We start from the raw sequence: 21,598 nt of genomic DNA on the forward strand, positions 1-21,598 counted from the left end.
AGACGAGAGAGGCCGACCGGATGAACAAGGGACGGCTCGAGCTGACGGTGAACGCCGTCGCCAACGGCGGCTGGTGCGTGGCCAGGCACGAGGGCCGGGTGGTGTTCGTCCGGCACGCCCTGCCCGGCGAGCGGGTCGTGGCCGAGGTGACCGAGGAGACCGCGCGGTTCCTGCGGGCCGACGCCGTCGAGATCCTGGAGCCCTCACCCGACCGGGTCACGCCGCCCTGTCCGTTCGCTGGCCCCGGCCGGTGCGGCGGCTGCGACTGGCAGCACGCGTCGCTGGAGGCGCAGCGCCGGCTCAAGGCCGACGTGGTCGCCGAGCAGTTCCGGCGGCTGGCGGGCCTGGACCTCAAGGTCGTGGTCGAGGAGGTGCCGGGGTCGGAGGACGGCCTCGGGTGGCGCACCCGCGTCCGGTTCGCCGTGGACCGGGACGGCACGGCCGGGCTGCGCAAGCACCGGTCGCACGAGATCGAGCACGTCACCGAGTGCCTCATCGCGCACCCCGCCGTCGAAGGCGTCGGCGCGGAACGCCTCGCCTGGCCGGGAGCCGCCTCGGTCGAGGTGGTGGCGGCCTCGGGCGGCGAGCGCGCCGTGATCGTCGAACCCGAGCCGCGCCGCAGGGCGGTCATCCCGGACGTCGACGCCGCGGTACTGCTCGACGAGGGCAGGCGGGGCACGCGCGCGCTGCGCGGCCGGGCCTCGCTCACCGAGCGGGTGGGTGAACGGGACTTCCGGGTCACCGCCAGCGGGTTCTGGCAGGTCCACCCGGGTGCGGCGGCCACGCTGCTCGACGCGGTGCTCGACTTCGGCCGGCCCGAGCCGGGGGAGTGGGCGCTCGACCTGTACTGCGGCGCCGGCCTGTTCGCCGCCGCGCTGGCCGGGGCGGTCGGCCCGGAGGGGGCCGTGCTCGGCATCGAGTCCGAGCCGCAGGCGGCGCAGGACGCCCGGTTCAACCTGCGCGACCTGCCGCAGGCGCGGGTCGAGCGGGGCAGGGTCGAGGAGGCGCTCGACCGGCTGCGGATCGACCGGGCCGACCTGGTCGTGGCCGACCCGCCCCGCGCGGGGCTCGGCCGCCCGGTGGTCGAGCGCGTCGCCGTCCTCGAGGCCTCGCGGGTGGTGTACGTCTCGTGCGACCCGGCGACGCTGGCCAGGGACGTCGCGTGGTTCGGTCAGCACGGCTACCGGCTGGAGGACCTGCGGGCCTTCGACCAGTATCCGATGACCCACCACGTGGAGTGCGTGGCCCTGCTCGTCAGGGACTGATCGCGGCGCCGCCTCAGCGGGACATGCCGGCGACCAGGATGTCCGCCAGCCTCCGGACCGCCAGGATCCCGCCCTCGGGTGAACCGGCGCGGAAGGAGGCGATGGCCCTCAGGCCGATCCGCACGTCCTCGACCGACAGCTCGGGACGGACGCCGCCCGCGCTCCGGGCCCGCTCGACGAGCTGCTCGAGACCTCGGGCCTGTGCGCGGCGCTGCCCTGCGAACGCCGCGCCCGCCGGATGGGAACCGAGCAGCGCCTCGTTCAGCCCGCGGTGCCGTACCTGGTTTTCGGCGAACCGGTGGACGGTTGCGCGCAGCGCGCGCCAGGGGTCGGGATCGTCCAGGGCGGCACGCATCTGGGCGCCGCACACGGCCACCTGCTCGGTGAGCACGGCGCCGACGAGGTCCTGCCGCGACGGGAAGTGCCGGTAGACGGTCGCGACGCCCAGACCGGCACGCCGGGCGATCTCGTGCACGGGCAGGTCGAGCCCGTCCGCGGCGAACGCGGCACGGGCGACCGCCACGATGCGCCGCCGGTTGTGCTCCGCGTCCGTCCGGAATTTCCGAGTCAATGTGGTCCGCGCCCCTCTCACTTCCGGCGATCCGAGGCATCCGCTCCGGTTTGTCTGCCTACCGTGGTCGACGCCGCCGGGCTGGTCGACGAGGTCGGCGACGGCGTCACCGGTTTCGCCCTCGGGGACGAGGTCTTCGGCGCCGTCGACGTCTCGCGGCTGGGCGGCGCGGCCGCCGAGTTCGCCGTGCTGGCGTTCTGGGCCGCGAAGCCGCCCTCGATGTCGTGGGAGGAGGCCGGCGCCGCCGGCACGAGCGTCGAGACCGCCACCCGGGCGCTCGACCGGCTCGGCGTACGTGAGGGAACGACGCTCCTGATCGACGGCGCCTCCGGCGGCGTCGGCGGCGTCGCCGTCCAACTGGCGGTAGCCCGCGGCGCCCGGGTGATCGGCACGGGCCGCCCGGAGAACCACGCCTTCATCTCCCGGCTCGGCGCGGTCCCGGTCGCCCACGGGCCGGGGCTCGCCGAGCGCGTACGCGAGGTCGCCGGCGGACGGGCCGATCTCGCGCTCGACGTCGCCGGCGCCGGCTCGCTCCGCGAGCTCGTCGCGGTCACCGGTACGCCGGCGTCGGTCCTCACCATCGCGGACTTCACCGGCCCGGAGCTCGGTGTCGCCGTCTCTCAGGGTGCGCTCGGCGGCGAGCCGCACGGGCGGCACGGTCTCGCCCTCGCGGCCGCACTGTCGGAAGAGGGGCGGTTCTGGGTCCCGGTGCGGGCGGTGTTCCCGATGGACCGGGCGGCCGAGGCGCACGCGGCCGCCGCGCGAGGGCCACGGCAGGGCAAGGTCGTCCTCACGGCTCCCTTCGCTCACGGCGAGCACGACTGAGGCGCGCGGCGCACTCGCCGGGTGTGTCCGCCGATGCCGGACACCAGACCCCTCGTCGCGTCACTCACGGGCCGGGACTTCCGGAGCCGATCGCGGCCTCCGCCGCGAACCGATACGCCCGGCCGGCCGCTCACGCGTGGACCGCGGCGCCGGCGACAACGATCACCAGGGGCGGACGCCGCGGTCGCCGGGCGCGGCTTCGGGCCGGGCGACACCGGCCCCGGGGTGGGACGACGGCCTGGCCAGGATCCGTACGACGTCGTCGGCCGGTCTGGCGCCGCGCAGGGACAGCCAGGCCAGGCCGTTGCGGGCCCGGAACGCCGCGAGCCGCGCCGCGTCGCCCGGCCCCAGGTCGCCCGGATCGGCGAGGACGGGCACCAGCCCCATGCGCCGCCACGCCGCGTCGGGCGGGACGCCCAACGCCGCCGCGATCTGCGGGCGCGCCGCGCGGGCCGCCACGGCCAGGCCGTGGAGCGCGGTGGGACCGGTGTTCATCGGCACGAGCAGGCCGACCGACTCGATCTCCACTCCCGCCTCCCTGGTGATCCGCAACGCCTCCCGGTCGGCCGGCCTCAGACCGTCCGGGGAGGCGGGAAGCGTGAAGGTCACCCGCAGCGAGCCGGCCTCGCCGGTCGGTCTCTCCCCGGTCCGCGCCTCGTGCTGCAGGCGGGCGAGTGCGGCGGCGCGGCGGTGGGCGACCGCCTCCCCTTCCGGGTCCGCCGTGCCGGTCCATTCCGGCCCCCCGGGCGGAATCGCCGGATCCGCGGGCTCGAAGTCGACGCCGGGAGGGGCCAGCGCGGCGACGACCCGCCGGTAGGCCGCGAGCAGCCGCTCCGGGTCCTCGCACGCGACCGACAGCTCCTGCCCGTACGGCCCGCCGAACGCCGGCCACACCTCGCCGCCCCCGGCCCGCAGCCGCCCGATCCGCGCGGCGACGGCCTCCCCGCCCCGCGGCCGCACCCCCGCCCAGTGAGGAGCGCAACCGCCGGGGCCGGCGACGACGTGGCCGATGCTGTAGGACCGCACGCCCGCCTCCAGCAGTTCGGGGTGCGGACTACCGGCGGCGTCGAGGAAGCCCCGGTAGCGGGCCGTGGGTCCGCCGGCGGGGGAAGCGGCGGACGGTGCGGGCGACGCCGTGACCGTCTGGCGCGCGGCGACCAGCGTCTCCGGCGTGGCGGAGGCCGGGGTCCGCGCACCGGCGGGCGGCCTGGTCCCGGCCGCGACGCCGGATGCGACGTTCCACCCGCCGGGCGGGGCCGGGGGCAGGGCCCACAGCGCCGCGCCGGTGCCCGCGACGAGCGCGGCCGACGCCAGGAGGACGAGGGATCGCGGGGGGCGGCCCGCTTCGCGGGAATGACGTGCGGAGTCCACGCTCACCACCCTGAGTTGCGATACGAACACGGAGCGCACAGGCGGCTCGCACTCTAGCAAGCCGGGGACTCAGGGGAGGGGATAATGGACGGATGAAATTGAGGATCTTCACCGAACCCCAGCAGGGGGCGAGTTACGACGATCAGCTCAGGGTGGCGCAGGCCGCCGAGCGGCTCGGATTCGACGCGTTTTTCCGGTCTGACCACTATTTGCGGATGGGCGACGGCGATCCCGCCCCCGGCCCCACCGACGCGTGGATCACCCTGGCCGGTCTCGCCCGGGAGACCTCGACCATCCGGCTCGGCACGCTGGTGAGCGCCGCGACGTTCCGGTTGCCCGGTCCGCTGGCGATCGGCGTCGCCCAGGTGGACCAGATGAGCGGCGGTCGTGTGGAGCTGGGTCTCGGCACCGGCTGGTTCGAGGAGGAGCACACGGCGTATGGGATTCCGTTCCCCTCCCTGGGGGAGCGGTTCGAGCGCCTGGAGGAGCAGCTCGAGATCGTGACCGGGCTGTGGGCGGCGGCCAAGCCGTTCTCGTTCGAGGGCGCGCACTACCGGCTGGCCGACTCCCCGGCGCTGCCCAAGCCGGCGCAGCGGCCCCGGCCGCCCGTCATCATCGGAGGCGGGGGCGCCAAGCGGACGCCGCGGCTCGTCGCGCGGTTCGCCGACGAGTACAACGTGCCGTTCCACCTCCCCGAGGACACCGCCGCGGCCTTCGACCGGGTCAGGCAGGCGTGCGACGACGCGGGGCGGGAGACCGTCCTGCTGTCGGCGGCGCAGGTCGTCTGCGCCGGGCGGGACGAGGCGGAGGTCGCCCGGCGGGCCGCCAACATCGGCCGCGGGGTCGACGAGTTGCGCGTCAACGGGCTGGCGGGCACGCCGCAGGAGATCGTGGACAAGATCGGCCGGTTCGCCGAGATGGGCGCCGAGCGGCTCTACCTCCAGATCCTCGACATGCACGACCTGGAGCACCTGGAGCTGATCGCGGCCGAGGTGCTGCCGCACGTGTCGGCGGCGTGACCCGCCGCCCGGCCCGCGACACCACCCGAGGCGGCGCCGGGATCGCGCGGAATTCCGCTCGCTAACGAAAGGGGGCATCCGGCACACTTTGCCGGGTGCTCCTCACGATCTCGACGACTCTGCGGCCCGCCACGGACCTCGGCTTCCTCCTGCACAAGCACCCCGACCGGGTGCAGGAGTTCGAGCGGTCGTTCGGCGTCGCCAGGGTGTTCTACCCGGAGGCGGGCGAGGACCGGTGCACCGCGGCGCTGCTGCTGGAGGTCGACCCCGTGCGGCTGGCCCGATCCCGGGGCTCGTCCTCACCCGACTTCTCCCTCGGCCAGTACGTCAACGACCGGCCGTACGCCGCGTCCTCGCTGCTGGCGTCGGCGCTCGCGGACGTGTTCCGCACGGCGCGGGCCGGGCGGTGCGCCTCGCGGCAGGACCTCGCGGACGGGCCGATCCCCCTGGAGATCACCCTGCCCGCGCTGCCGTGCCGGGGAGGGGCCGATCTCGCGCACCGGCTGTTCGGGCCGCTGGGCTGGGAGGTCGACGCCGCGCCCGTGCCGCTCGACCCCGGCTTCCCCGAATGGGGCGAGTCCCGGTACGTACGGCTCGCGCTGCGCGGGAGCGTGCGTCTGGCCGACGCGCTCAACCACCTGTACGTCCTGCTCCCCGTGCTGGACGACGCCAAGCACTACTGGCTGGCGGGCGACGAGGTCGACAAGCTCGTCCGCGCGGGGGAGGGATGGCTGGCCGCCCATCCGGACAAGGGGCTGATCACCCGCCGATACCTCGGCCGGAGATGGGCGCTCACCCGCACCGCGTTCGCCCGTCTCGCCGAGCTCGGCGACGACGTGGAGGAGAGCCTGGACCCGCCGGTCGAAGAGGAGCACGCCGCCGAGGGAGACACGGCGGAGGAGCACGTCCCGGTGGGCGACACCGCGGAAGAGCGCGCCGTGGTTGACGACATCGTGCGGGAGCCGGATGCCGAGGCTTCCGGCGACGCCGTTCCGCGCCCGGACGGCGGTCCCATCCCAGACGACGGCCCCGTGTACGGCGACGGCCCCACCTCAGGCGACGGCTCCGCTCCGGACGGCGGTCCCACCTCAGGCGACGGCTCCGCTCCGGACGGCGGTCCCACCTCAGGCGACGGGTCCGCCCCGGGCGACGGGGCCGGTGAGGCGCGGGTGCCGCTCAACACGCTGCGCCGCGAGGCCGTCGTGGCGGCGCTGGAGGAGCTCGGCGCCCGCACCGTGCTCGACCTCGGGTGCGGCTCGGGCCAGCTGTTGTCGGCGCTGCTGGACAGGCCGGCCTTCGCCAAGGTGGCCGGCATGGACGTGTCGGCCCGCGCGCTCGCGCTGGCCAAGCGGCGCCTGCGCGCCGAGCGGATGCCGGACGCCAAGCGGTCCAGGCTGGAGCTGTTCCAGGGCTCGCTGACGTACACCGACGCGCGCCTGGCCGGGTACGACGCCGCGGTGCTGATGGAGGTCGTCGAGCACGTGGACCCGCCGCGGCTGCCCGCGCTCGAGCGCGTGGTCTTCGGCACGGCGCGGCCGGCACACGTGATCGTGACCACGCCCAACGTGGAGCACAACGTCAGGTACGAGCTCCTCGCGGGGGCGCGGCGCCACCCCGACCACCGGTTCGAGTGGAGCAGGGCGGAGTTCGCCCGATGGGTGGCGGGCGTCTGCGAGACGTACGGCTACGCGGCCGATCTGCGGCCGGTCGGCGTGGACGACCCCGAGGTGGGCCCGCCCACCCAGATGGCGGTTCTCAGCAGAGTGGAGGGACGGCCGTGACCGAGATCAGCGTGCCGGAGCTGTCGCTGGTGGTGCTCGTCGGCATCTCCGGGAGCGGCAAGTCGACGTTCGCGGCCCGGCACTTCGCGCCCACCCAGGTCGTCTCGTCCGACTTCTGCCGTGGCCTGGTCGCCGACGACGAGAACGACCAGACGGCCACGCCCGAGGCGTTCGACCTGCTCCACCACATCGTGGGCATCCGTCTGCGCCGGGGCCTGCTGACCGTGGTGGACGCGACCAACGTGCAGTGGGAGGCCCGCAAGAAGCTCATCGAGCTGGCCAGGTCGCACGACGTGCTCGCCGACGCGATCGTGCTCGACGTGGCGGAGGAGGTGGCGCGCGCCCGCAACGCGACCCGCCCCGACCGCGCCTTCGGCCCCCACGTGATCACCCGGCAGCGCAAGGAGCTGCGCCGGTCGCTCGGCAAGATAGCCAAGGACGGCTTCCGCCGGGTCCACGTCCTGCGCGGCGACGAGATCGACGACGTGGCCGTCACGTACGAGAAGGCGTGGACCGACAGGACCCACCTCACCGGGCCGTTCGACATCATCGGCGACGTGCACGGCTGCCGGGCCGAGCTGGAGTCGCTGCTGGTGAAGCTCGGCTGGGAGGCCGGGCCGGACGGCGCCGTCCACCCCGAGGGGCGTACGGCGGTCTTCGTCGGCGACCTGGTCGACCGCGGCCCGGACACGCCGGGGGTGCTGTGGCTGGTCATGGGCATGGTCGAGGCGGGGACCGCGCTGTGCGTGTCCGGCAACCACGAGCAGAAGCTGGTCCGGGCGCTCGACGGCCGGAAGGTGCGGGTGGCCCACGGCCTGGAGCGGTCGCTGGAGCAGCTCGCCGCCGAGCCGGCGGAGTTCCGCGCGGCCGCCAGGACGTTCATGGACGGGCTCATCAGCCACTACCGCCTCGACGGCGGCCGGCTGGTGGTCGCGCACGCCGGGCTGAAGGAGGCCTACCACGGGCGGGCCTCCGGGCGGGTGCGGGCGTTCGCCCTGTACGGCGACACGACCGGGGAGACCGACGAGTACGGCCTGCCGGTGCGCTACCCCTGGGCGAACGACTACCGGGGACGTGCCATGGTCGTCTACGGCCACACCCCGGTGCCTGAGCCGGAGTGGGTCAACAACACGATCTGCCTCGACACCGGCGCGGTCTTCGGCGGGCGGCTGACCGCCCTTCGCTACCCCGAGCGGGAGCTCGTCTCGGTCCCGGCGGAGAAGGTCTGGTACGAGCCCACGCGGCCCCTCACAGCGCCGGCCCCCGCCCGCGATCCCGGCATGCTGGACATCGGCGACGTGGACGGCACCCGCTTCGTGGAGTCGCGGTTCGGCGGCCGGATCAGGATCGCGGAGGAGAACTCCCGCGCCGCGCTGGAGATCATGAGCCGGTTCGCCGTGGACCCCCGCTGGCTGGTCTACCTTCCGCCGACCATGGCGCCGCCGGAGACCTCCGCGCTGGACGGCTACCTGGAGCACCCGGCCGAGGCGTTCGAGGAGTTCGTCCGCGCGGGCGTGTCCCGGGTCGTGTGCGAGGAGAAGCACATGGGCTCGCGGGCGATCGCCGTGCTGGCGCGGACGCCGGAGGCCGCGGCGCGCCGCTTCGCCGTCGCCGACGGCACGGCGGGCAGCGTCTACACCCGCACCGGGCGGCCCTTCTTCGACGCCCGCATGCCGGAACTGGTCGACCGGCTGCGCGAGGCCGCGGCGCCGCTGTGGGAGGCGCTGGAGACCGACTGGGTGGTGCTCGACTGCGAGCTGCTGCCGTGGTCGGCCAAGGCGCCGTACGGCTCGCGCCGTTCCAGATCCTCGCGTGCGAGGGCAGGGCGACGGCGGTGGAGGAGCCGCACGAGTGGCACCTGAAGACGCTCGGGCTGATGGACTCGCCGCTCGTCGCGCCGACCCGCCACGTCTTCGTCTCCCTCGACTCGCCGCGGGAGCGGGAGGCGGCGGTCGCGTGGTGGACGGCGCTGACCGAGGCCGGGGGCGAGGGCATGGTGGTGAAACCGGCCGCCCACCCGGAGGGGCGGGTGCAGCCGGGTGTCAAGGTGCGTGGCAGGGAGTATCTGCGCATCATCTACGGCCCCGACTACACCGAGTCGCTCGACGTGCTTCGGCGTAGGTTCACCGGCAGGAAGCGGTCGCTCGCGCTGCGGGAGCACGGGCTCGGCCTCGAGGCGCTGGCGCGCCTGGCGGAGGGTGAGCCGCTCTGGCGGATCCACGAGGCGGTCTTCGCCGTCCTCGCGCTGGAGTCCGAGCCGGTCGACCCGCGTCTGTGACCCGACGGCCCGCGTCTGTGACCCGACGGCCCGTGTCTCTGACCTGACGGGCCGTGTCTCTGGCCTGACGGCCCCCGGGCACGGCTCCCGCCTCACCGGCGGGGGGCCGTGCCCCGGGGCCCGGGGTCGTACCCGGAGACGCGGCTCAGCGGGGCTCGGCCGCGGCGGGCGCGTCCGCTCCGGCGGCGGCCGGCTCGGGCAGGTCCACGCTGTCGCGCAGCCGCACCTGCGGGAGGAACAGTACGGCGAGGATGCCGACGACCGCGATGCAGGCCGAGATGAGGAAGATGTGGCCGGTGGCGTCGCCGTAGGCGGCGCGCACGATGCCGCGGATCGGCTCGGGGAGCGCCCCCATGTTGAGGCTGCCGCCGCCGCTGCTCTGGGACGCCGGGACTCGGATGCCGGCCTTGGCCAGGCCCGTGGTGATGTTCGCGGTGACCTGGTTGGCCAGGACGGCGCCCAGGACCGAGACGCCGATCGTGCCGCCCAGCGAGCGGAAGAAGGTGATCGCGCCGCTGGCGGCGCCCAGCTCGCGCAGCGGGACGGTGTTCTGCACGGCCAGCACGAGGTTCTGCATGGACATGCCGACGCCGGCGCCGACCACGAGCATGCCGCCGCCGACGAGGACCAGCGAGGTGTCGTGGTCCATCGTGGACAGGACGAGGAACCCGAGCGTGAGCACGATCGATCCGACGAGGATGTACGGCTTGACCCGGCCGCTGCGGGACACCATCCGCCCCGAGATCGTGGACGACACCAGGACGCCGAGCATCATCGGGATCGTGAGCAGGCCCGCCTCGGTGGGGGTGTAGCCGCGGCCGATCTGGAAGTACTGGCCCAGGAAGACCGCGCCGCCGAACATGGCCATGCCCACGGCCAGGCTGGCGAGGATCGCGAGGGCCGGCGTGCGCCGCCGGATGACGTGCAGCGGGACGACCGGCTCGCGGACCGCGGACTCCACCCAGACGGCGATGCCGAGCAGCACCACCGAGGAGCCGACCATGGCGAAGGTCTGCCAGGAGATCCAGTCGAAGGAGTTGCGGACGAAGGTGACCCAGATGAGCAGGATGCTCACGCCGGCGGCGATGAGGATCGCGCCGGGGTAGTCCACCGAGGTGCCCGGACGGCGGACCGTGGCGATGTCGAGCGTGCGGTGCAGGATGATCAGCGCGATCGCCGTGAACGGGATCGGGAGGAAGAAGCACCACCGCCAGCCCAGCCAGGACGTGTCGGTGATCAGGCCGCCCAGCAGCGGCCCGCCGACCGTGGCCACGGCCATGACCGCGCCGAGGTAGCCGTTGTACTTGCCCCGGTCCTTCGGGCTGATCATGGCGGCGATGACCACCTGGACCAGGATCTGCAGCGCGCCCATGCCCAGGCCCTGCACCGCGCGGAAGGCGATCAGCATCGGCGTGTTCTGCGCGAAGCCGCAGGCGAGCGAGGCGACGAGGAAGATGCCGATGGCGACCTCGAGCAGCAGCTTCTTGCTGAACAGGTCGGCCAGCTTGCCCCAGATGGGGGTCGAGGCGGTCGTGGTGAGCAGGGCCGCGGTGACCACCCAGGTGTACTGAGACTGGGTGCCGTTCAGCGCGCCGATGATCTGTGGCAGCGCGACGGACACGATCGTGCTGCTGATCATCGCGAGGAACAGGACGAGGAGCAGGCCGCTCAGCGCTTCGAGTACCTGCCGGTGGCTCTTGGCCCCCGTCTCCGGCAGCGTGGGTGCGCTCACGCGCAGCCTCCAATGCGAGTTCGAAGGGGATTACCGGTCCACGATACATGCCCAGCAGGCAACTTTGCCCGATGGGCAATGTTTAAGCGGCTAAGCTGAACCCACCATGGAACCGACGGCGGGATTGCGCGAGCGTAAGAAGGCCGAGACGCGGCAGGCCATCCACAAGGCCACGCTGCGGCTCGCCGTGGAGCGTGGGCTCGACCACGTCACCGTCGACGACATCGTGGAGGCCGCCAACATCTCGCGCCGGACCTTCTCCAACTACTTCGGCAGCAAGGAGGACGCCCTCCTGTACGGCGAGGAGGAGCGCGTCCGGTTCCTGGTCCGTGCGGTCCGAGAACGGCCGGCGGGGGAGTCGGGCTGGCAGGCGCTGCGCGGGGCCGTGCGCGACATGCTGGAGGACATGGGCGAGCTCGACCGCGAGTGGGCGGTGCGCACCGCGCTCACCAAGCGCCACCCCTCCCTGCTCGCCCGGCAGCTCGCCAACCACGCCGCGCTGGAACGGGATCTGGTCCAGGCGATCGGCGAACGCGACCGGCCGGGGGATCCCGCAGCCGACCTGAAGTCGCGGATCATGGCCGCCGCCTTCCTGGTCGCGTTGCGCATCGCCACCCACGTGTGGATCGAGGAGCAGGAGGCCCGCCCGCTCTCGCAGATCGTCGAGCAGGCCCTCGACCAGTTGGCGCAGCCCTTCCGCTGAGCCCCGGTGCCCGCCGGGCTCAGCCCGTGAAGCGGGCCAGGAGCAGCCCGAGCCTGAGCTCGTGGTGCTCGCGCGGGAGCCGGCCGCCGCGCATGAGGGTCACCAGGCCGTGCAGGGCGGCCCAGAAGGTCTCGGTCAGCGCGCCCAGGCTGTCGTCGCCCGCGTGCGGGCGGACGGCCTCGGCCAGCTCGCCGAAGGCCGCCTGCAGGGCGGGCGGGGCCTCGGGGGTGGCGAACGGCAGCGGGACGGCCTGACTGAACATCACGTCGTAGAGGGCCGGGTGCCGGTCGGCGAAGGCCACGTAGGCCGCGCCGACGCCGGCGAGGGCGCGGTGGGCGTCCGGCGCGGCGGTCCGGGCCGCGCGCAGTTCCCGGGCCAGGTCGGCGCAGCCCTCCACGGCGACGGCCGCCATGATCGCGTCCTTGCCCTTGAAGTGGCTGTAGAGCACCGGCTGGCTGTACTCGACCCGCTCGGCCAGCCGCCGGGTCGTGACCGCCTCCCAGCCCTCGGCCTCGGCCAGTTCCCGGGCCGCTGTGACGATCAGCTTCTCGCGCTCGGCGCGCTCGCGCTCCCTGCGTGACTGGATGGACATGCTTGGAACTCTAGCAGCGCTAGCGTTAGTGGCAATGCTCTGCTAGCTTCGTTCTCGTTCCTAGCGCTGCTAGTTCTCGGAGAGAGACATGCTCACCCCCATCGCGTACGGCCTCGCCGTCGTCCTCAACCTGCTCGTCCTGTTCATCGGCGCCCGCTTCCTGCTCGTGCCGCACGCCGCGGCCGCCGGCTACGGCGTCCCGGCCAAGAAGGACGGCGACGTGGCCTACCTGACGATCAAGGGGCTGCGGGACGGGGGCTACGGCCTGCTGGGACTGGCTCTGCTGGTCTTCGCCGGCGCCCGCGCCGAGGCCTGGTACATGCTGATCGTCGCCCTGCTGCCCCTGGGCGACACCCTGATCGTGCTGCGCAACGGCGGCACCCGGGCGGTCGCGTTCGGCATCCACTTCGCGACCGCCGTGATCGTCCTCATCAGCGCCGCCCTGCTCTTCGCCGTCTGATTCCCGCCCGCCGTTGCCACTCCCGACGCAAGGACTCCCACGGGAGCTCTACGACAACCACCTGCGCACCAGTGCCGTGTGGAACGTGACCAGGAGCCGGCGGGAGGGGCACTAGCATCACGGCATGGCCCCCACCAAGGCCGACCTCGAGGCGGCCAGGAACGCGACGGTCGAGGACGTGCTCGGTCCCGGGCTCGACGTGCTGTTCTGCGGGATCAACCCCAGCCTCTACTCGGCCGCCACCGGTCATCACTTCGCGCGGCCGGGCAACCGGTTCTGGCCCGCGCTGCACCTGTCCGGGCTCGTGCCACGCAGGCTCGCGCCGTCCGAGCAGCACCTGCTCCCGTCGTACGGCCTCGGCATCACCAACGTCGTGGCCCGGGCGACCGCCCGGGCCGACGAACTGGCCCCGGAGGAGTTCCGCGAAGGCGGAGCGCGGCTCGCGCGGCTGGTGGCGGAGGTCCACCCCCGCGTCCTGGCGGTCGCGGGGGTGTCGGCCTACCGCGTCGCCTTCGCCCGCCCCGCCGCCCGCGTCGGCCCGCAGGAGGAGACGATCGGCGAGACGGCGCTGTGGGTGCTGCCCAACCCCAGCGGGCTCAACGCCCACTGGACGCTGGAGGCGATCGCGGCCGAGATGGGCCGTCTCCGTACGGCGCACCTGTGATCGCGGCCGCCGTGCGGAGCGGGGGCCGTCACGGGTGGCCGGGGCGGGACAGGATGCGTCCGGCGACCGGCGGCGGCAGCTGCGCCACCTCACGGTCGTGGAAGGCCACCATGTCCTCGGCGCGGGCGTACAGCTCGGCGACGGCCCGGGCGCAGCCCTCGACGACCCGGGTGTCGGTGATCCGCCGTCCGCCCACGTGGGCGCCGATCTCGTCGTAGAGGATCTCGTACATCAGGCCGTGGTTCACGATCAGCAACTCGGGCAGCGGGGCGCGGCTCTCCAGCGGCCGTACGGACCGGGCGTGCAGCGCCCGCGCCCGCTCGCCCGCCCGGGTGCGCGCCGCGAGCAACACGATCTCCCACTGCAGGTACGGCGTCGGCGGCATCTCGACGATCCGCAGCCGGCGCAACTCCGCCCGGGGCGGCAGGTCGTCGGCGAAGCGCATCTCGTCCATCAGCGCGAGCGACCGGTCCCAGTCTCCGCTCGTCATCGCGACCCAGCTCGGGGTGTCGGGCTCGTGGAAGTGCTGGGCGCGTTCCAGCTTCCACACCACGCCCTCGGTCCCGCGCAGGTGATCGTAGAGCTCGGTCCGGTACTCCGCGGCGGGAAGCACCTCTCCCGCTGCCTGTCTGACGTGCTCGAACGCTTCTCCGGGCATGGAGCCTCCCTCGGCCGAAGCCGAATCGCTGGTCGGAGCGCGCCCGGCTCCGGCCCGGATCTGGATTCGTGGCGCGCGTGGGTCTTCCGCGAACGTCTGGTAGGGGTCAGTTCCCCGTCGAGTTGCTGCACACGGCCGTCTCCACCGCGTCCAGCAGCCTGATCCTGATCTGCCTCGTCCCCGCAGTCTCGGTCTCCCGCACCACCTCGGGTTCTGGCTCGGCCGGCTTCAATTCACCCTCCGTTCGTCGGCGTGGCCGCAAACACTCCCCCGAGGGCGACATGACGATCGTTGGCCGCTCCCGATCCCGGGTCAAGGCCCAATTCCGGTCAACGGGGGGGCGTGCGCCGGGCGGCGCCACGCCCCGCCGCTCACCGGTATCCCATGCCCTGCCTGTGGTGACGGCGCCGGATCAGACCCACCACGGTCGTGACCAGCCAGGCGACCAGCAACAGCCTGCCGATCACGAACAGCGGCCAGGCCCCGGTGAGCAGCCCGACGACCAGGATCGCCACGGCGGCGAGCGCGATCGGCGCGGGGCCGCCCCTCGTGCGCATCATGGCGCCCCGCCGCCCGGCCGGTTCCCAGGCCGGACCGTGGCGGTGACGCGTGGCCCAGGGCGGCCCCGCGTGCGGGCCCCACGCACCGGCCCACGTGGCGGCCCCCGTCCACGGCCCGCCGTACGGCCCGGACCCCGTGCCCGGCAGCCCGGGGGAGCCGGGGGAGCCCGGGCGCCACGGGCCCCCGGCCCAGCGGCCGCCGTCGTGGGCGCCCGCCGGCCGCGGGTCGTCCGGCCAGGCGCCGGGGAGGTCGGCGGTCACCCGTCGCAGGTCCCCGGCCGTGCGGGCCGAGAGCGTCGCGTCGAGGCGCTCGTCGAGTTCCTCGGGGGTGATGCGGCCCTGTGCGAACGCGTCGTGCAGGAGCCGCGTCACCTCGTCGCGCTCCCTGTCCCCGATGCGAAGGCCGCCGGTCCGCGGCTCGCCGTACGCCGGACCGCCCGGCGGGGCGTGGCCCGCGGACGCGCCGCCCGGCGCGTCGCCGCCACGGGATGCGTGTGCGCCGCCTCCGGCGGCGGGCCGGCCGGGGAAGCCCTCGGGGGAGACCATCGTCACTCCTCCGCCGGGTCGCCGTCGGCGAGGATCTGGTAGAGCCGCCGCCTGGTCTCGGTCAGGACCTGCCTCGCCTGCCCGACCTGCCCCGCGGAGCCCGAGTGGGCGATCTGGAACAGCGCGGAGGCCGCCTGCCTGGACAGGTCGAACAGCTCGTGGACGTCGTCTCCGATGTCCGGCGTCATCTCCTCCCACGGCGCCCGGACCTCGTCCCCGTGCTCCTCCACGTAGGTGCGCCCGGCCTCGGTGAGCTGGAACGTCTTGCGCCCCTCGGTCTCCTCCGCGCGCACCAGGCCCTCGTCGGTGAGCTGCTGCAGCGCGGGGTAGACGGCGCCGGGACTCGGCTTCCACCCGCCCTGGCTGCGCTCGGCGATCTCCTGGATGATCTGGTAGCCGTTGCGCGGCTGCTCGGCGAGCAGGGCGAGGATCGCGGCCCGTACGTCACCGCGCTTGGCCTTCCTCGGCCGGCCGAAGCCCCGGGGGCCGAACGGGAAGTTGCCGCCCGCCCACGGCCCGAAGGGGCCGCCGGGCCCGAAACCGCCCCATGGGCCGCGCCCCCGCATGCCGCCCCTGTGCCGGTGCTCGTGAGGGCCGCCGCCCTGTTCCTGATGCCACATGGCCGCCCCCTTGATGAGCCTGTCGCGCATGGCGCGCCGCATCTCCTGTCTGAACTGCTGTCTCCAGTCCGGGCGGGCCCAGGGCGCGCCCATCGCGTGTGCCGAACTCATCGCAGTGCCCCCTTCTGGTTTGCGACCTGTTCTCGATGGTTCAACGATATATCGCGATCGTTCTGGCGACAATGCCTAGGTAAGAGTGACGTAGCTCACGCGGAAGTTTTTTGAGTAGGCGGAACAGGCTCCGAGACCGTAGCGTTATCTCACACGAAGACGGGATCGTTCTGCTCTGAGAGGGCTGGGGGGTGCTCTTGGAGCGGGACGATCCCGTCTTTGTCGTTCCGGCCGCCGTCGCGTGCGACACGTGCCCGGGCGGTGGGCGCTTCGCGGACTTTGTCGGTGCTTTGCCGTACAGTCTGCAAGCGTGATCTTGTCATGATGGGGCACTCGCACGCCCTCAGTGGGGCGGCGGTGTGGCTGGCGGTCGCGCCGGCCCTGATGGCGCTGCCCGACGCGGTGGGGCACCCGGAGCTGGCGACGCTGACGGGGCCGATCCTGACCCCGCCCGAGCTCGTCGCGGGCGCCGTCGTGTGCGCCGGCGCGGCCATGCTGCCCGATCTCGATCACCCCAGCGCCACGATCGCCCAGACGTTCGGACCGGTGACCTGGCTGCTCAGCAAGGGCGTGAACTTCGTCAGCGGCGGGCACCGGCACGCCACACACTCGCTGCTGTTCAGCGTCCTGGCCGGCGTGGGCGCGCACCTGCTCGGCGAGCACTACGCCATCGGCCGCGACGTCCTGGTCGTGCTGATGATCGGCCTCGCGATCCGCGCCGTGGGCATCGGCGTGCCCGGCAGGACGCTCACCTCCGCCATCGTGAACGTGGGGCTCACGGCGGCGCTGTTCTTCACGTTCCTGACGCTCGGGGTCACCTACGCCTGGCTGGGCCTGGCCATCGGGGTCGGCTGCCTGGTGCACGTGATCGGCGACTGCCTGACCGAGCGCGGCTGTCCCGTCTTATGGCCGATCAAGGGGCGCTGGCTCCTGCCGTGGGACATCGGCATCAAGACCGGCAAGGCGTTCGAGAAGCAGTTCCTCGGCCCGGCCCTGTCGATCGTGGTGATCGCGCTGTTCTGCCTGCGGATGATGCCGACCTGAGCGATCGTCTTGGCGAACCGTGAAAAATCTGGCTATTTGCGGATATCGGCCGCACGGCGATCTTCCTACCTGTGAGTAACTTGATGTCGAGATATCTTGAGGGATATCTTGATGTCGAGACATCCGCCGAGCCGCACAGGTTAGGGCAACCTAATTGTCAGGAGTGTCCCGTGCGTGCGGGAGGATGCACACGAAACCTGTGACAAGCCCGTAACCCTGGGGAGGCGAACTTCGTGTCCGCGAACAGCTTCGGCAGCCGTGACACGCTGCGCGTCGGTGACGCGTCATACGAGATCTACCGGCTGGACGCCGTCGAGGGGTCGGCGCGCCTCCCGTACAGCCTGAAGATCCTGCTGGAGAACCTGCTCCGCACCGAGGACGGCGCGAACATCACCGCCGACCACATCCGCGCCATCGCGGGCTGGGACCCGAACTCCCAGCCGAGCGTGGAGATCCAGTTCACGCCCGCCCGCGTGATCATGCAGGACTTCACCGGCGTACCCTGCGTGGTCGACCTCGCCACGATGCGCGAGGCCGTACGCGACCTGGGCGGCGACCCGGCGAGGATCAACCCGCTCGCGCCGGCCGAGATGGTCATCGACCACTCGGTCATCGTGGACTTCTTCGGGCACCCCGACTCCTTCCAGCGCAACGTCGAGCGGGAGTACGAGCGCAACCGCGAGCGCTACCAGTTCCTGCGCTGGGGCCAGACGGCGTTCGACGAGTTCAAGGTCGTCCCGCCCGGCACCGGCATCGTCCACCAGGTCAACATCGAGCACCTGGCCCGCGTGGTCATGACCCGCGACGGCAAGGCGTACCCGGACACCTGCGTGGGCACCGACTCCCACACCACGATGGAGAACGGCATCGGCGTCCTCGGCTGGGGCGTCGGCGGCATCGAGGCCGAGGCCGCCATGCTCGGCCAGCCGATCTCGATGCTGATCCCTCGGGTGGTCGGCTTCAAGCTGACCGGCAAGCTGCCGGCCGGCGCGACCGCGACCGACCTCGTGCTCACGATCACCGAGATGCTGCGCAAGCACGGCGTGGTCGGCAAGTTCGTGGAGTTCTACGGCGAGGGCGTCTCCAGCGTGCCGCTGGCCAACCGCGCCACGATCGGCAACATGAGCCCCGAGTTCGGCTCCACCTGCGCCATCTTCCCGATCGACGGCCAGACCATGGACTACCTCAAGCTCACCGGCCGCTCGCCGGAGCAGGTCGCGCTGGTCGAGGCGTACGCCAAGGAGCAGGGCCTGTGGCTCGACCCCTCGGCCCCCGAGCCCGTCTTCAGTGAGTACATCGAGCTCGACCTGTCGACCGTCGTCCCGTCGATCGCCGGGCCGAAGCGCCCGCAGGACCGCATCCCGCTGGCCGACGCCAAGTCGGCCTGGCGCGCGGCGGTGCGCACCTACGTCACCGACGACGGCATCGAGGGTCCGGCCGACGAGGCGTCGGCCGAGTCCTTCCCGGCCTCGGACTCTCCGGCGATCGCCCACAGCGGGGCGGGCGACGTGCCGCACGCGGTGCGGCGCAACGGCGAGCGCCCGCACCGGCCCACGCCGGTGACGCTGTCGGACGGCACGTCCTTCGAGATCGACCACGGCGTCGTCACGATCGCCGCGATCACCTCCTGCACGAACACCTCGAACCCGTACGTCATGCTCGGCGCGGCCCTGCTGGCGAAGAACGCGGTGGACAAGGGCCTGTCGCGCAAGCCGTGGGTGAAGACCTCGCTCGCTCCGGGCAGCCAGGTGGTCACCGGCTACTTCGAGCGGTCCGGCCTCCAGCCGTACCTCGACAAGCTCGGCTTCAACCTCGTCGGCTACGGCTGCACCACCTGCATCGGCAACTCGGGCCCACTGGAGCCGGAGATCTCCGCGGCGATCCAGGAGAACGACCTCGCGGTCACGGCCGTGCTGTCGGGCAACCGCAACTTCGAGGGCCGGATCAACCCCGACGTCAAGATGAACTACCTGGCCTCGCCGCCGCTCGTGGTGGCCTACGCGCTGGCCGGGACGATGGACGTCGACCTGAACAACGAGCCGCTCGGCGTCGGCACCGACGGGCAGCCGGTCTTCCTCAAGGACATCTGGCCGTCGCCCGAGGAGGTCGCGGCGGTGGTGTCGGAGTCGATCAGCCAGGACATGTTCAAGCGTGACTACGCGGACGTGTTCAAGGGCGACGAGCACTGGCGGTCGCTGCCGATCCCGACCGGCGACACCTTCGAGTGGGACCCGGAGTCGACGTACGTCCGCAAGGCGCCGTACTTCGACGGCATGCCCGCCAAGCCCGAGCCGGTGACGGACATCAGCGGCGCCCGCGTCCTGGCCAAGCTGGGCGACTCGGTCACGACCGACCACATCTCGCCCGCGGGCTCGATCAAGGCCGACACCCCGGCCGGTCGCTACCTGCGCGAGCACGGGGTCGAGGTCAGGGACTTCAACTCCTACGGCTCCCGCCGCGGCAACCACGAGGTGATGATCCGCGGCACGTTCGCCAACATCCGGCTGCGCAACCTGCTGCTCGACGGCGTGGAGGGCGGCTACACCCGCGACTTCACCGAGGGCGGGGAGCAGGCGTTCATCTACGACGCGTCGCAGAACTACCAGGCCGCCGGCATCCCGCTGGTCGTCCTGGCCGGCAAGGAGTACGGCTCCGGGTCGTCGCGTGACTGGGCGGCCAAGGGCACCGCGCTGCTCGGCGTGCGCGCCGTCATCGCCGAGTCGTACGAGCGCATCCACCGGTCGAACCTGATCGGCATGGGCGTGCTGCCGCTGCAGTTCCCCGAGGGCGAGAGCGCCGACTCGCTGGGCCTGACCGGCGAGGAGACCTTCGACATCGCCGGCATCGAGGAGCTCAACAGCGGCTCGACTCCCGCCACGGTCACCGTCCGTGCCGGGGACGTCGAGTTCCAGGCCGTCGTGCGCCTCGACACGCCTGGTGAGGCGGACTACTACCGCCACGGCGGCATCATGCAGTACGTCCTGCGCTCCCTGCTCGCCAAGAGCTGAACCGCATCCGCATCGGACGCGACGCTGTCCTGGACGGGATTCCGGTCCCGTCCAGGGCCGTCGGCCGTCCTACAACATATCGGCGACCCAGTCGCCGATCTCCGACAGCACGTCGGGCGGAACGACCCCGATTCTTGCGCCGAATCGTTCGGGTGAGAGCGCGCGCACCTGTTCGACCATCGCCCAGCTCGTCTTCGGCAGCCCCGTTTCCTCGGGCGCTATCTCGATGTGCGTGTCCCAGCCGCGGAACCGCGTCGTCAGCGGAACGGCGAGCACGGGGTCCCGTACGAGCCTGTTGAAAATGTCGTTGCTGACGACGACGGCCGGCCGGCCGTACCCTTGCTCGCGGCCGATCGGCTCTCCGAGGTTGGCCCACCAGATGTCGCCTTGCCTAACCCTCATTCCTCTCCTCGGGCTCGCCGGGGAGATCCTGGGGCGGATCGATCAGGCCCTCCCACTCGGGGGCGACGCGGTTCGACGGAGGGCCGAGCCACAGGTCGCGCTCCGCGACGTACTCCGCCCAGCTTTCCGGGTCCTCCCTGCGCGTCCGCTCCATCTGTGCCGCGACACGCTGCCAGCGGAGCTTCCTCCTGTGCTCCCTCACGGCGTCCTCGACCAATGCGGTCATGCTCTTGCCTTCCTGCTCCGACAGTTGCGCTATCAGGTCTCTGGTCTCGACGCTGACCCGGATCGTCGTGTGGCGTTGCTCGCTGCCCATACCGCGAGGCTACGATCCTGTCTACAAAAAGCGCTACGGCGATGTCGCCGCCGCCGAGCTTACGAACTGTCTGATTACCATCGCAACATATTCCAGTTACTGACGGTGATTGTCCGAGTTCCTGGCCCCGGATAACCGGTTGCCGGGGCGCCGGGGGACGCCGCTAGGGTCCGCGCATGGATCACGACGTGGTGCTGCTGCTCATCGGGGGAGTGGCCGTCTTCATCGGGGCCGTCGTGCAGGGCGGCGTGGGGTTCGGGCTGGGCCTGGTGGCCGCACCGCTGATCGCGCTGCTCGATCCCTCGGTGATGCCGGGGGCGGTCCAGGTCGTCAACCTCGCGATGCCGGTGTTCACACTGGCCCGGGAGTGGCGCAGGACCGAGTGGCGGGGGGCCGGGTTCGCCCTGCTGGGCCGGCTGCCGGGCAGCGCGATCGGCGCCCTCGTGGTCGTCTACGTGAGTACGGCGGCGCTCGGCGTGCTGGTCGGCGTGATGGTGCTGGTCGCGGTGGCGCTGACGGCCCGGGCGGTCCGCGTGCCGCGCAACGGCGCGACGCTGACCGTCGCGGGCTTCCTGTCGGGGATCACCGGCACGGCCACCGGGATCGGCGGCCCGCCGATCGCCCTGGTCTACCAGAGCGCCCGCGGCCCGCAGATCCGCGCGACGCTGGCGACGTACTTCTGCCTGAGCGCCGCCCAGTCGCTCGTCATCCTCGCCGCCCTCGACAGGCTCCCGGGGCGCGCACTGGCCGCGGGGGCGGCGCTGGTGCCCTTCGTCCTGCTCGGGTTCGCGGTGTCGGGACCGCTGCGCCGCTATCTCGACGGCGGACGGGTCCGCACCGCGGTCCTGGCGGTGGCCGCCGTCTCCGCCTGCGCCCTGCTGGGGCAGAGCCTCGCCCACTAGGTCGTGAGACGCCGCCCGATGTTGATCGTGCGTTTCTTCATTGTTACCGCGGACAACAAACGTTACCGTCCTGTGTCTTTCACCACCTGGGCTTTGGGCTTACGTTGTCTCAAACAACATTCCCTGGAGCGGTGAACGCCGTGACCCGGCTCCTGCCGTACCGGGTGGCC

At 72.6% G+C, this 21,598-nt stretch carries 20 protein-coding genes and 1 pseudogene; 11 read left to right on the forward strand and 10 right to left on the reverse strand.

The genetic code is table 11. The features are described from left to right. Positions 1 to 20: 20 nt before the first annotated feature. The gene (locus HHX30_RS05865; protein WP_169980184.1) at positions 21 to 1,265 is read left to right on the forward strand and encodes a class I SAM-dependent RNA methyltransferase; all 1,245 of its coding nucleotides are present in this window, start codon (positions 21 to 23) and stop codon (positions 1,263 to 1,265) included. Positions 1,266 to 1,278: 13 nt separating this feature from the next. Here the strand turns inward: HHX30_RS05865 and HHX30_RS05870 are convergent, their stop codons facing one another. Further along, positions 1,279 to 1,836, reverse strand: a complete 558-nt coding sequence (locus tag HHX30_RS05870) for a TetR/AcrR family transcriptional regulator (RefSeq protein WP_169980186.1) — start codon at positions 1,834 to 1,836, stop codon at positions 1,279 to 1,281. A gap of 63 nt (positions 1,837 to 1,899) precedes the next feature. Between HHX30_RS05870 and HHX30_RS05875 the strand changes: the two genes are divergently transcribed. After that, the gene (locus HHX30_RS05875) at positions 1,900 to 2,661 is read left to right on the forward strand and encodes a zinc-binding dehydrogenase (protein WP_211591631.1); all 762 of its coding nucleotides are present in this window, start codon (positions 1,900 to 1,902) and stop codon (positions 2,659 to 2,661) included. Positions 2,662 to 2,823: 162 nt separating this feature from the next. Here HHX30_RS05875 and HHX30_RS05880 read toward each other — a convergent pair whose 3' ends face one another. Further along, complete coding sequence (locus HHX30_RS05880; protein WP_169980190.1) at positions 2,824 to 4,032, reverse strand: hypothetical protein; 1,209 nt, start codon at positions 4,030 to 4,032, stop codon at positions 2,824 to 2,826. 92 nt (positions 4,033 to 4,124) lie between these two features. Here HHX30_RS05880 and HHX30_RS05885 point away from each other — a divergent pair, with 92 nt between their 5' ends. The 3 genes and pseudogenes from HHX30_RS05885 (at position 4,125) to HHX30_RS05895 (ending at position 9,110) form a co-directional block, all read left to right on the forward strand. Continuing rightward, the gene (locus HHX30_RS05885; protein WP_169980192.1) at positions 4,125 to 5,051 is read left to right on the forward strand and encodes an LLM class F420-dependent oxidoreductase; all 927 of its coding nucleotides are present in this window, start codon (positions 4,125 to 4,127) and stop codon (positions 5,049 to 5,051) included. Between the two features lie 95 nt (positions 5,052 to 5,146). Next, entirely contained in the window at positions 5,147 to 6,832 is a 1,686-nt protein-coding gene (locus tag HHX30_RS05890; RefSeq protein ID WP_169980195.1) for a 3' terminal RNA ribose 2'-O-methyltransferase Hen1, read from the forward strand. Beyond that, positions 6,829 to 9,110, forward strand: a pseudogene (locus tag HHX30_RS05895) (polynucleotide kinase-phosphatase). Before HHX30_RS05890 ends, HHX30_RS05895 begins: the two are co-directional and overlap by 4 nt. A 145-nt stretch (positions 9,111 to 9,255) precedes the next feature. Here HHX30_RS05895 and HHX30_RS05905 read toward each other — a convergent pair. After that, positions 9,256 to 10,749 (reverse strand): MDR family MFS transporter, encoded by a 1,494-nt coding sequence (locus HHX30_RS05905; RefSeq protein WP_169980736.1) that lies wholly within the window; start codon positions 10,747 to 10,749, stop codon positions 9,256 to 9,258. Between the two features lie 199 nt (positions 10,750 to 10,948). Here HHX30_RS05905 and HHX30_RS05910 point away from each other — a divergent pair, with 199 nt between their 5' ends. Beyond that, complete coding sequence (locus HHX30_RS05910) at positions 10,949 to 11,545, forward strand: TetR/AcrR family transcriptional regulator (protein ID WP_169980197.1); 597 nt, start codon at positions 10,949 to 10,951, stop codon at positions 11,543 to 11,545. 19 nt (positions 11,546 to 11,564) lie between these two features. On the opposite strand, the gene HHX30_RS05915 is transcribed toward HHX30_RS05910, so the two are convergent. Next, positions 11,565 to 12,137 carry a TetR/AcrR family transcriptional regulator gene (locus tag HHX30_RS05915; protein ID WP_169980199.1) on the reverse strand — a complete coding sequence of 191 codons (573 nt, stop codon included), beginning with the start codon at positions 12,135 to 12,137 and terminating at the stop codon, positions 11,565 to 11,567. Between the two features lie 88 nt (positions 12,138 to 12,225). On the opposite strand from HHX30_RS05915, the gene HHX30_RS05920 reads away from it, so the two are divergent. Beyond that, positions 12,226 to 12,597, forward strand: a complete 372-nt coding sequence (locus HHX30_RS05920) for a DUF4267 domain-containing protein (RefSeq protein WP_169980201.1) — start codon at positions 12,226 to 12,228, stop codon at positions 12,595 to 12,597. A 124-nt stretch (positions 12,598 to 12,721) separates the two neighbouring features. Continuing rightward, positions 12,722 to 13,261, forward strand: a complete 540-nt coding sequence (gene mug / locus HHX30_RS05925; RefSeq protein WP_169980203.1) for a G/U mismatch-specific DNA glycosylase — start codon at positions 12,722 to 12,724, stop codon at positions 13,259 to 13,261. 28 nt (positions 13,262 to 13,289) lie between these two features. Here the strand turns inward: mug and HHX30_RS05930 are convergent, their stop codons facing one another. The 4 genes from HHX30_RS05930 to HHX30_RS05940 form a co-directional block, all read right to left on the reverse strand. Then, positions 13,290 to 13,919, reverse strand: coding sequence for a DUF6879 family protein (locus tag HHX30_RS05930; protein WP_169980204.1), 630 nt, complete (start codon positions 13,917 to 13,919; stop codon positions 13,290 to 13,292). Between the two features lie 106 nt (positions 13,920 to 14,025). Then, on the reverse strand, positions 14,026 to 14,151 hold the full coding sequence (locus HHX30_RS42520; RefSeq protein WP_259401020.1) for a hypothetical protein: 126 nt from the start codon (positions 14,149 to 14,151) through the stop codon (positions 14,026 to 14,028). A 139-nt stretch (positions 14,152 to 14,290) separates the two neighbouring features. Continuing rightward, positions 14,291 to 15,025, reverse strand: a complete 735-nt coding sequence (locus HHX30_RS05935) for a DUF1707 domain-containing protein (protein ID WP_169980206.1) — start codon at positions 15,023 to 15,025, stop codon at positions 14,291 to 14,293. A gap of 2 nt (positions 15,026 to 15,027) precedes the next feature. Beyond that, positions 15,028 to 15,756 carry a PadR family transcriptional regulator gene (locus HHX30_RS05940; RefSeq protein WP_169980208.1) on the reverse strand — a complete coding sequence of 243 codons (729 nt, stop codon included), beginning with the start codon at positions 15,754 to 15,756 and terminating at the stop codon, positions 15,028 to 15,030. A gap of 321 nt (positions 15,757 to 16,077) precedes the next feature. On the opposite strand from HHX30_RS05940, the gene HHX30_RS05945 reads away from it, so the two are divergent. Both HHX30_RS05945 and HHX30_RS05950 read left to right on the forward strand, forming a co-directional pair. Then, the gene (locus tag HHX30_RS05945) at positions 16,078 to 16,800 is read left to right on the forward strand and encodes a metal-dependent hydrolase (protein ID WP_169980210.1); all 723 of its coding nucleotides are present in this window, start codon (positions 16,078 to 16,080) and stop codon (positions 16,798 to 16,800) included. A gap of 233 nt (positions 16,801 to 17,033) precedes the next feature. Further along, positions 17,034 to 19,808 carry an aconitate hydratase gene (locus HHX30_RS05950; protein WP_169980212.1) on the forward strand — a complete coding sequence of 925 codons (2,775 nt, stop codon included), beginning with the start codon at positions 17,034 to 17,036 and terminating at the stop codon, positions 19,806 to 19,808. A gap of 69 nt (positions 19,809 to 19,877) precedes the next feature. On the opposite strand, the gene HHX30_RS05955 is transcribed toward HHX30_RS05950, so the two are convergent. Then, on the reverse strand, positions 19,878 to 20,210 hold the full coding sequence (locus HHX30_RS05955) for a type II toxin-antitoxin system PemK/MazF family toxin (protein WP_169980214.1): 333 nt from the start codon (positions 20,208 to 20,210) through the stop codon (positions 19,878 to 19,880). Next, entirely contained in the window at positions 20,200 to 20,526 is a 327-nt protein-coding gene (locus HHX30_RS05960) for a ribbon-helix-helix protein, CopG family (RefSeq protein WP_169980216.1), read from the reverse strand. Before HHX30_RS05960 ends, HHX30_RS05955 begins: the two co-directional genes overlap by 11 nt. 176 nt (positions 20,527 to 20,702) lie before the next feature. Here HHX30_RS05960 and HHX30_RS05965 point away from each other — a divergent pair, with 176 nt between their 5' ends. Then, on the forward strand, positions 20,703 to 21,428 hold the full coding sequence (locus HHX30_RS05965; protein ID WP_211591632.1) for a sulfite exporter TauE/SafE family protein: 726 nt from the start codon (positions 20,703 to 20,705) through the stop codon (positions 21,426 to 21,428). Positions 21,429 to 21,598: the final 170 nt, after the last annotated feature.

The sequence above is a fragment of the Microbispora sp. H10836 genome (genome assembly GCF_012999525.1).
Taxonomy (GTDB): domain Bacteria; phylum Actinomycetota; class Actinomycetes; order Streptosporangiales; family Streptosporangiaceae; genus Microbispora.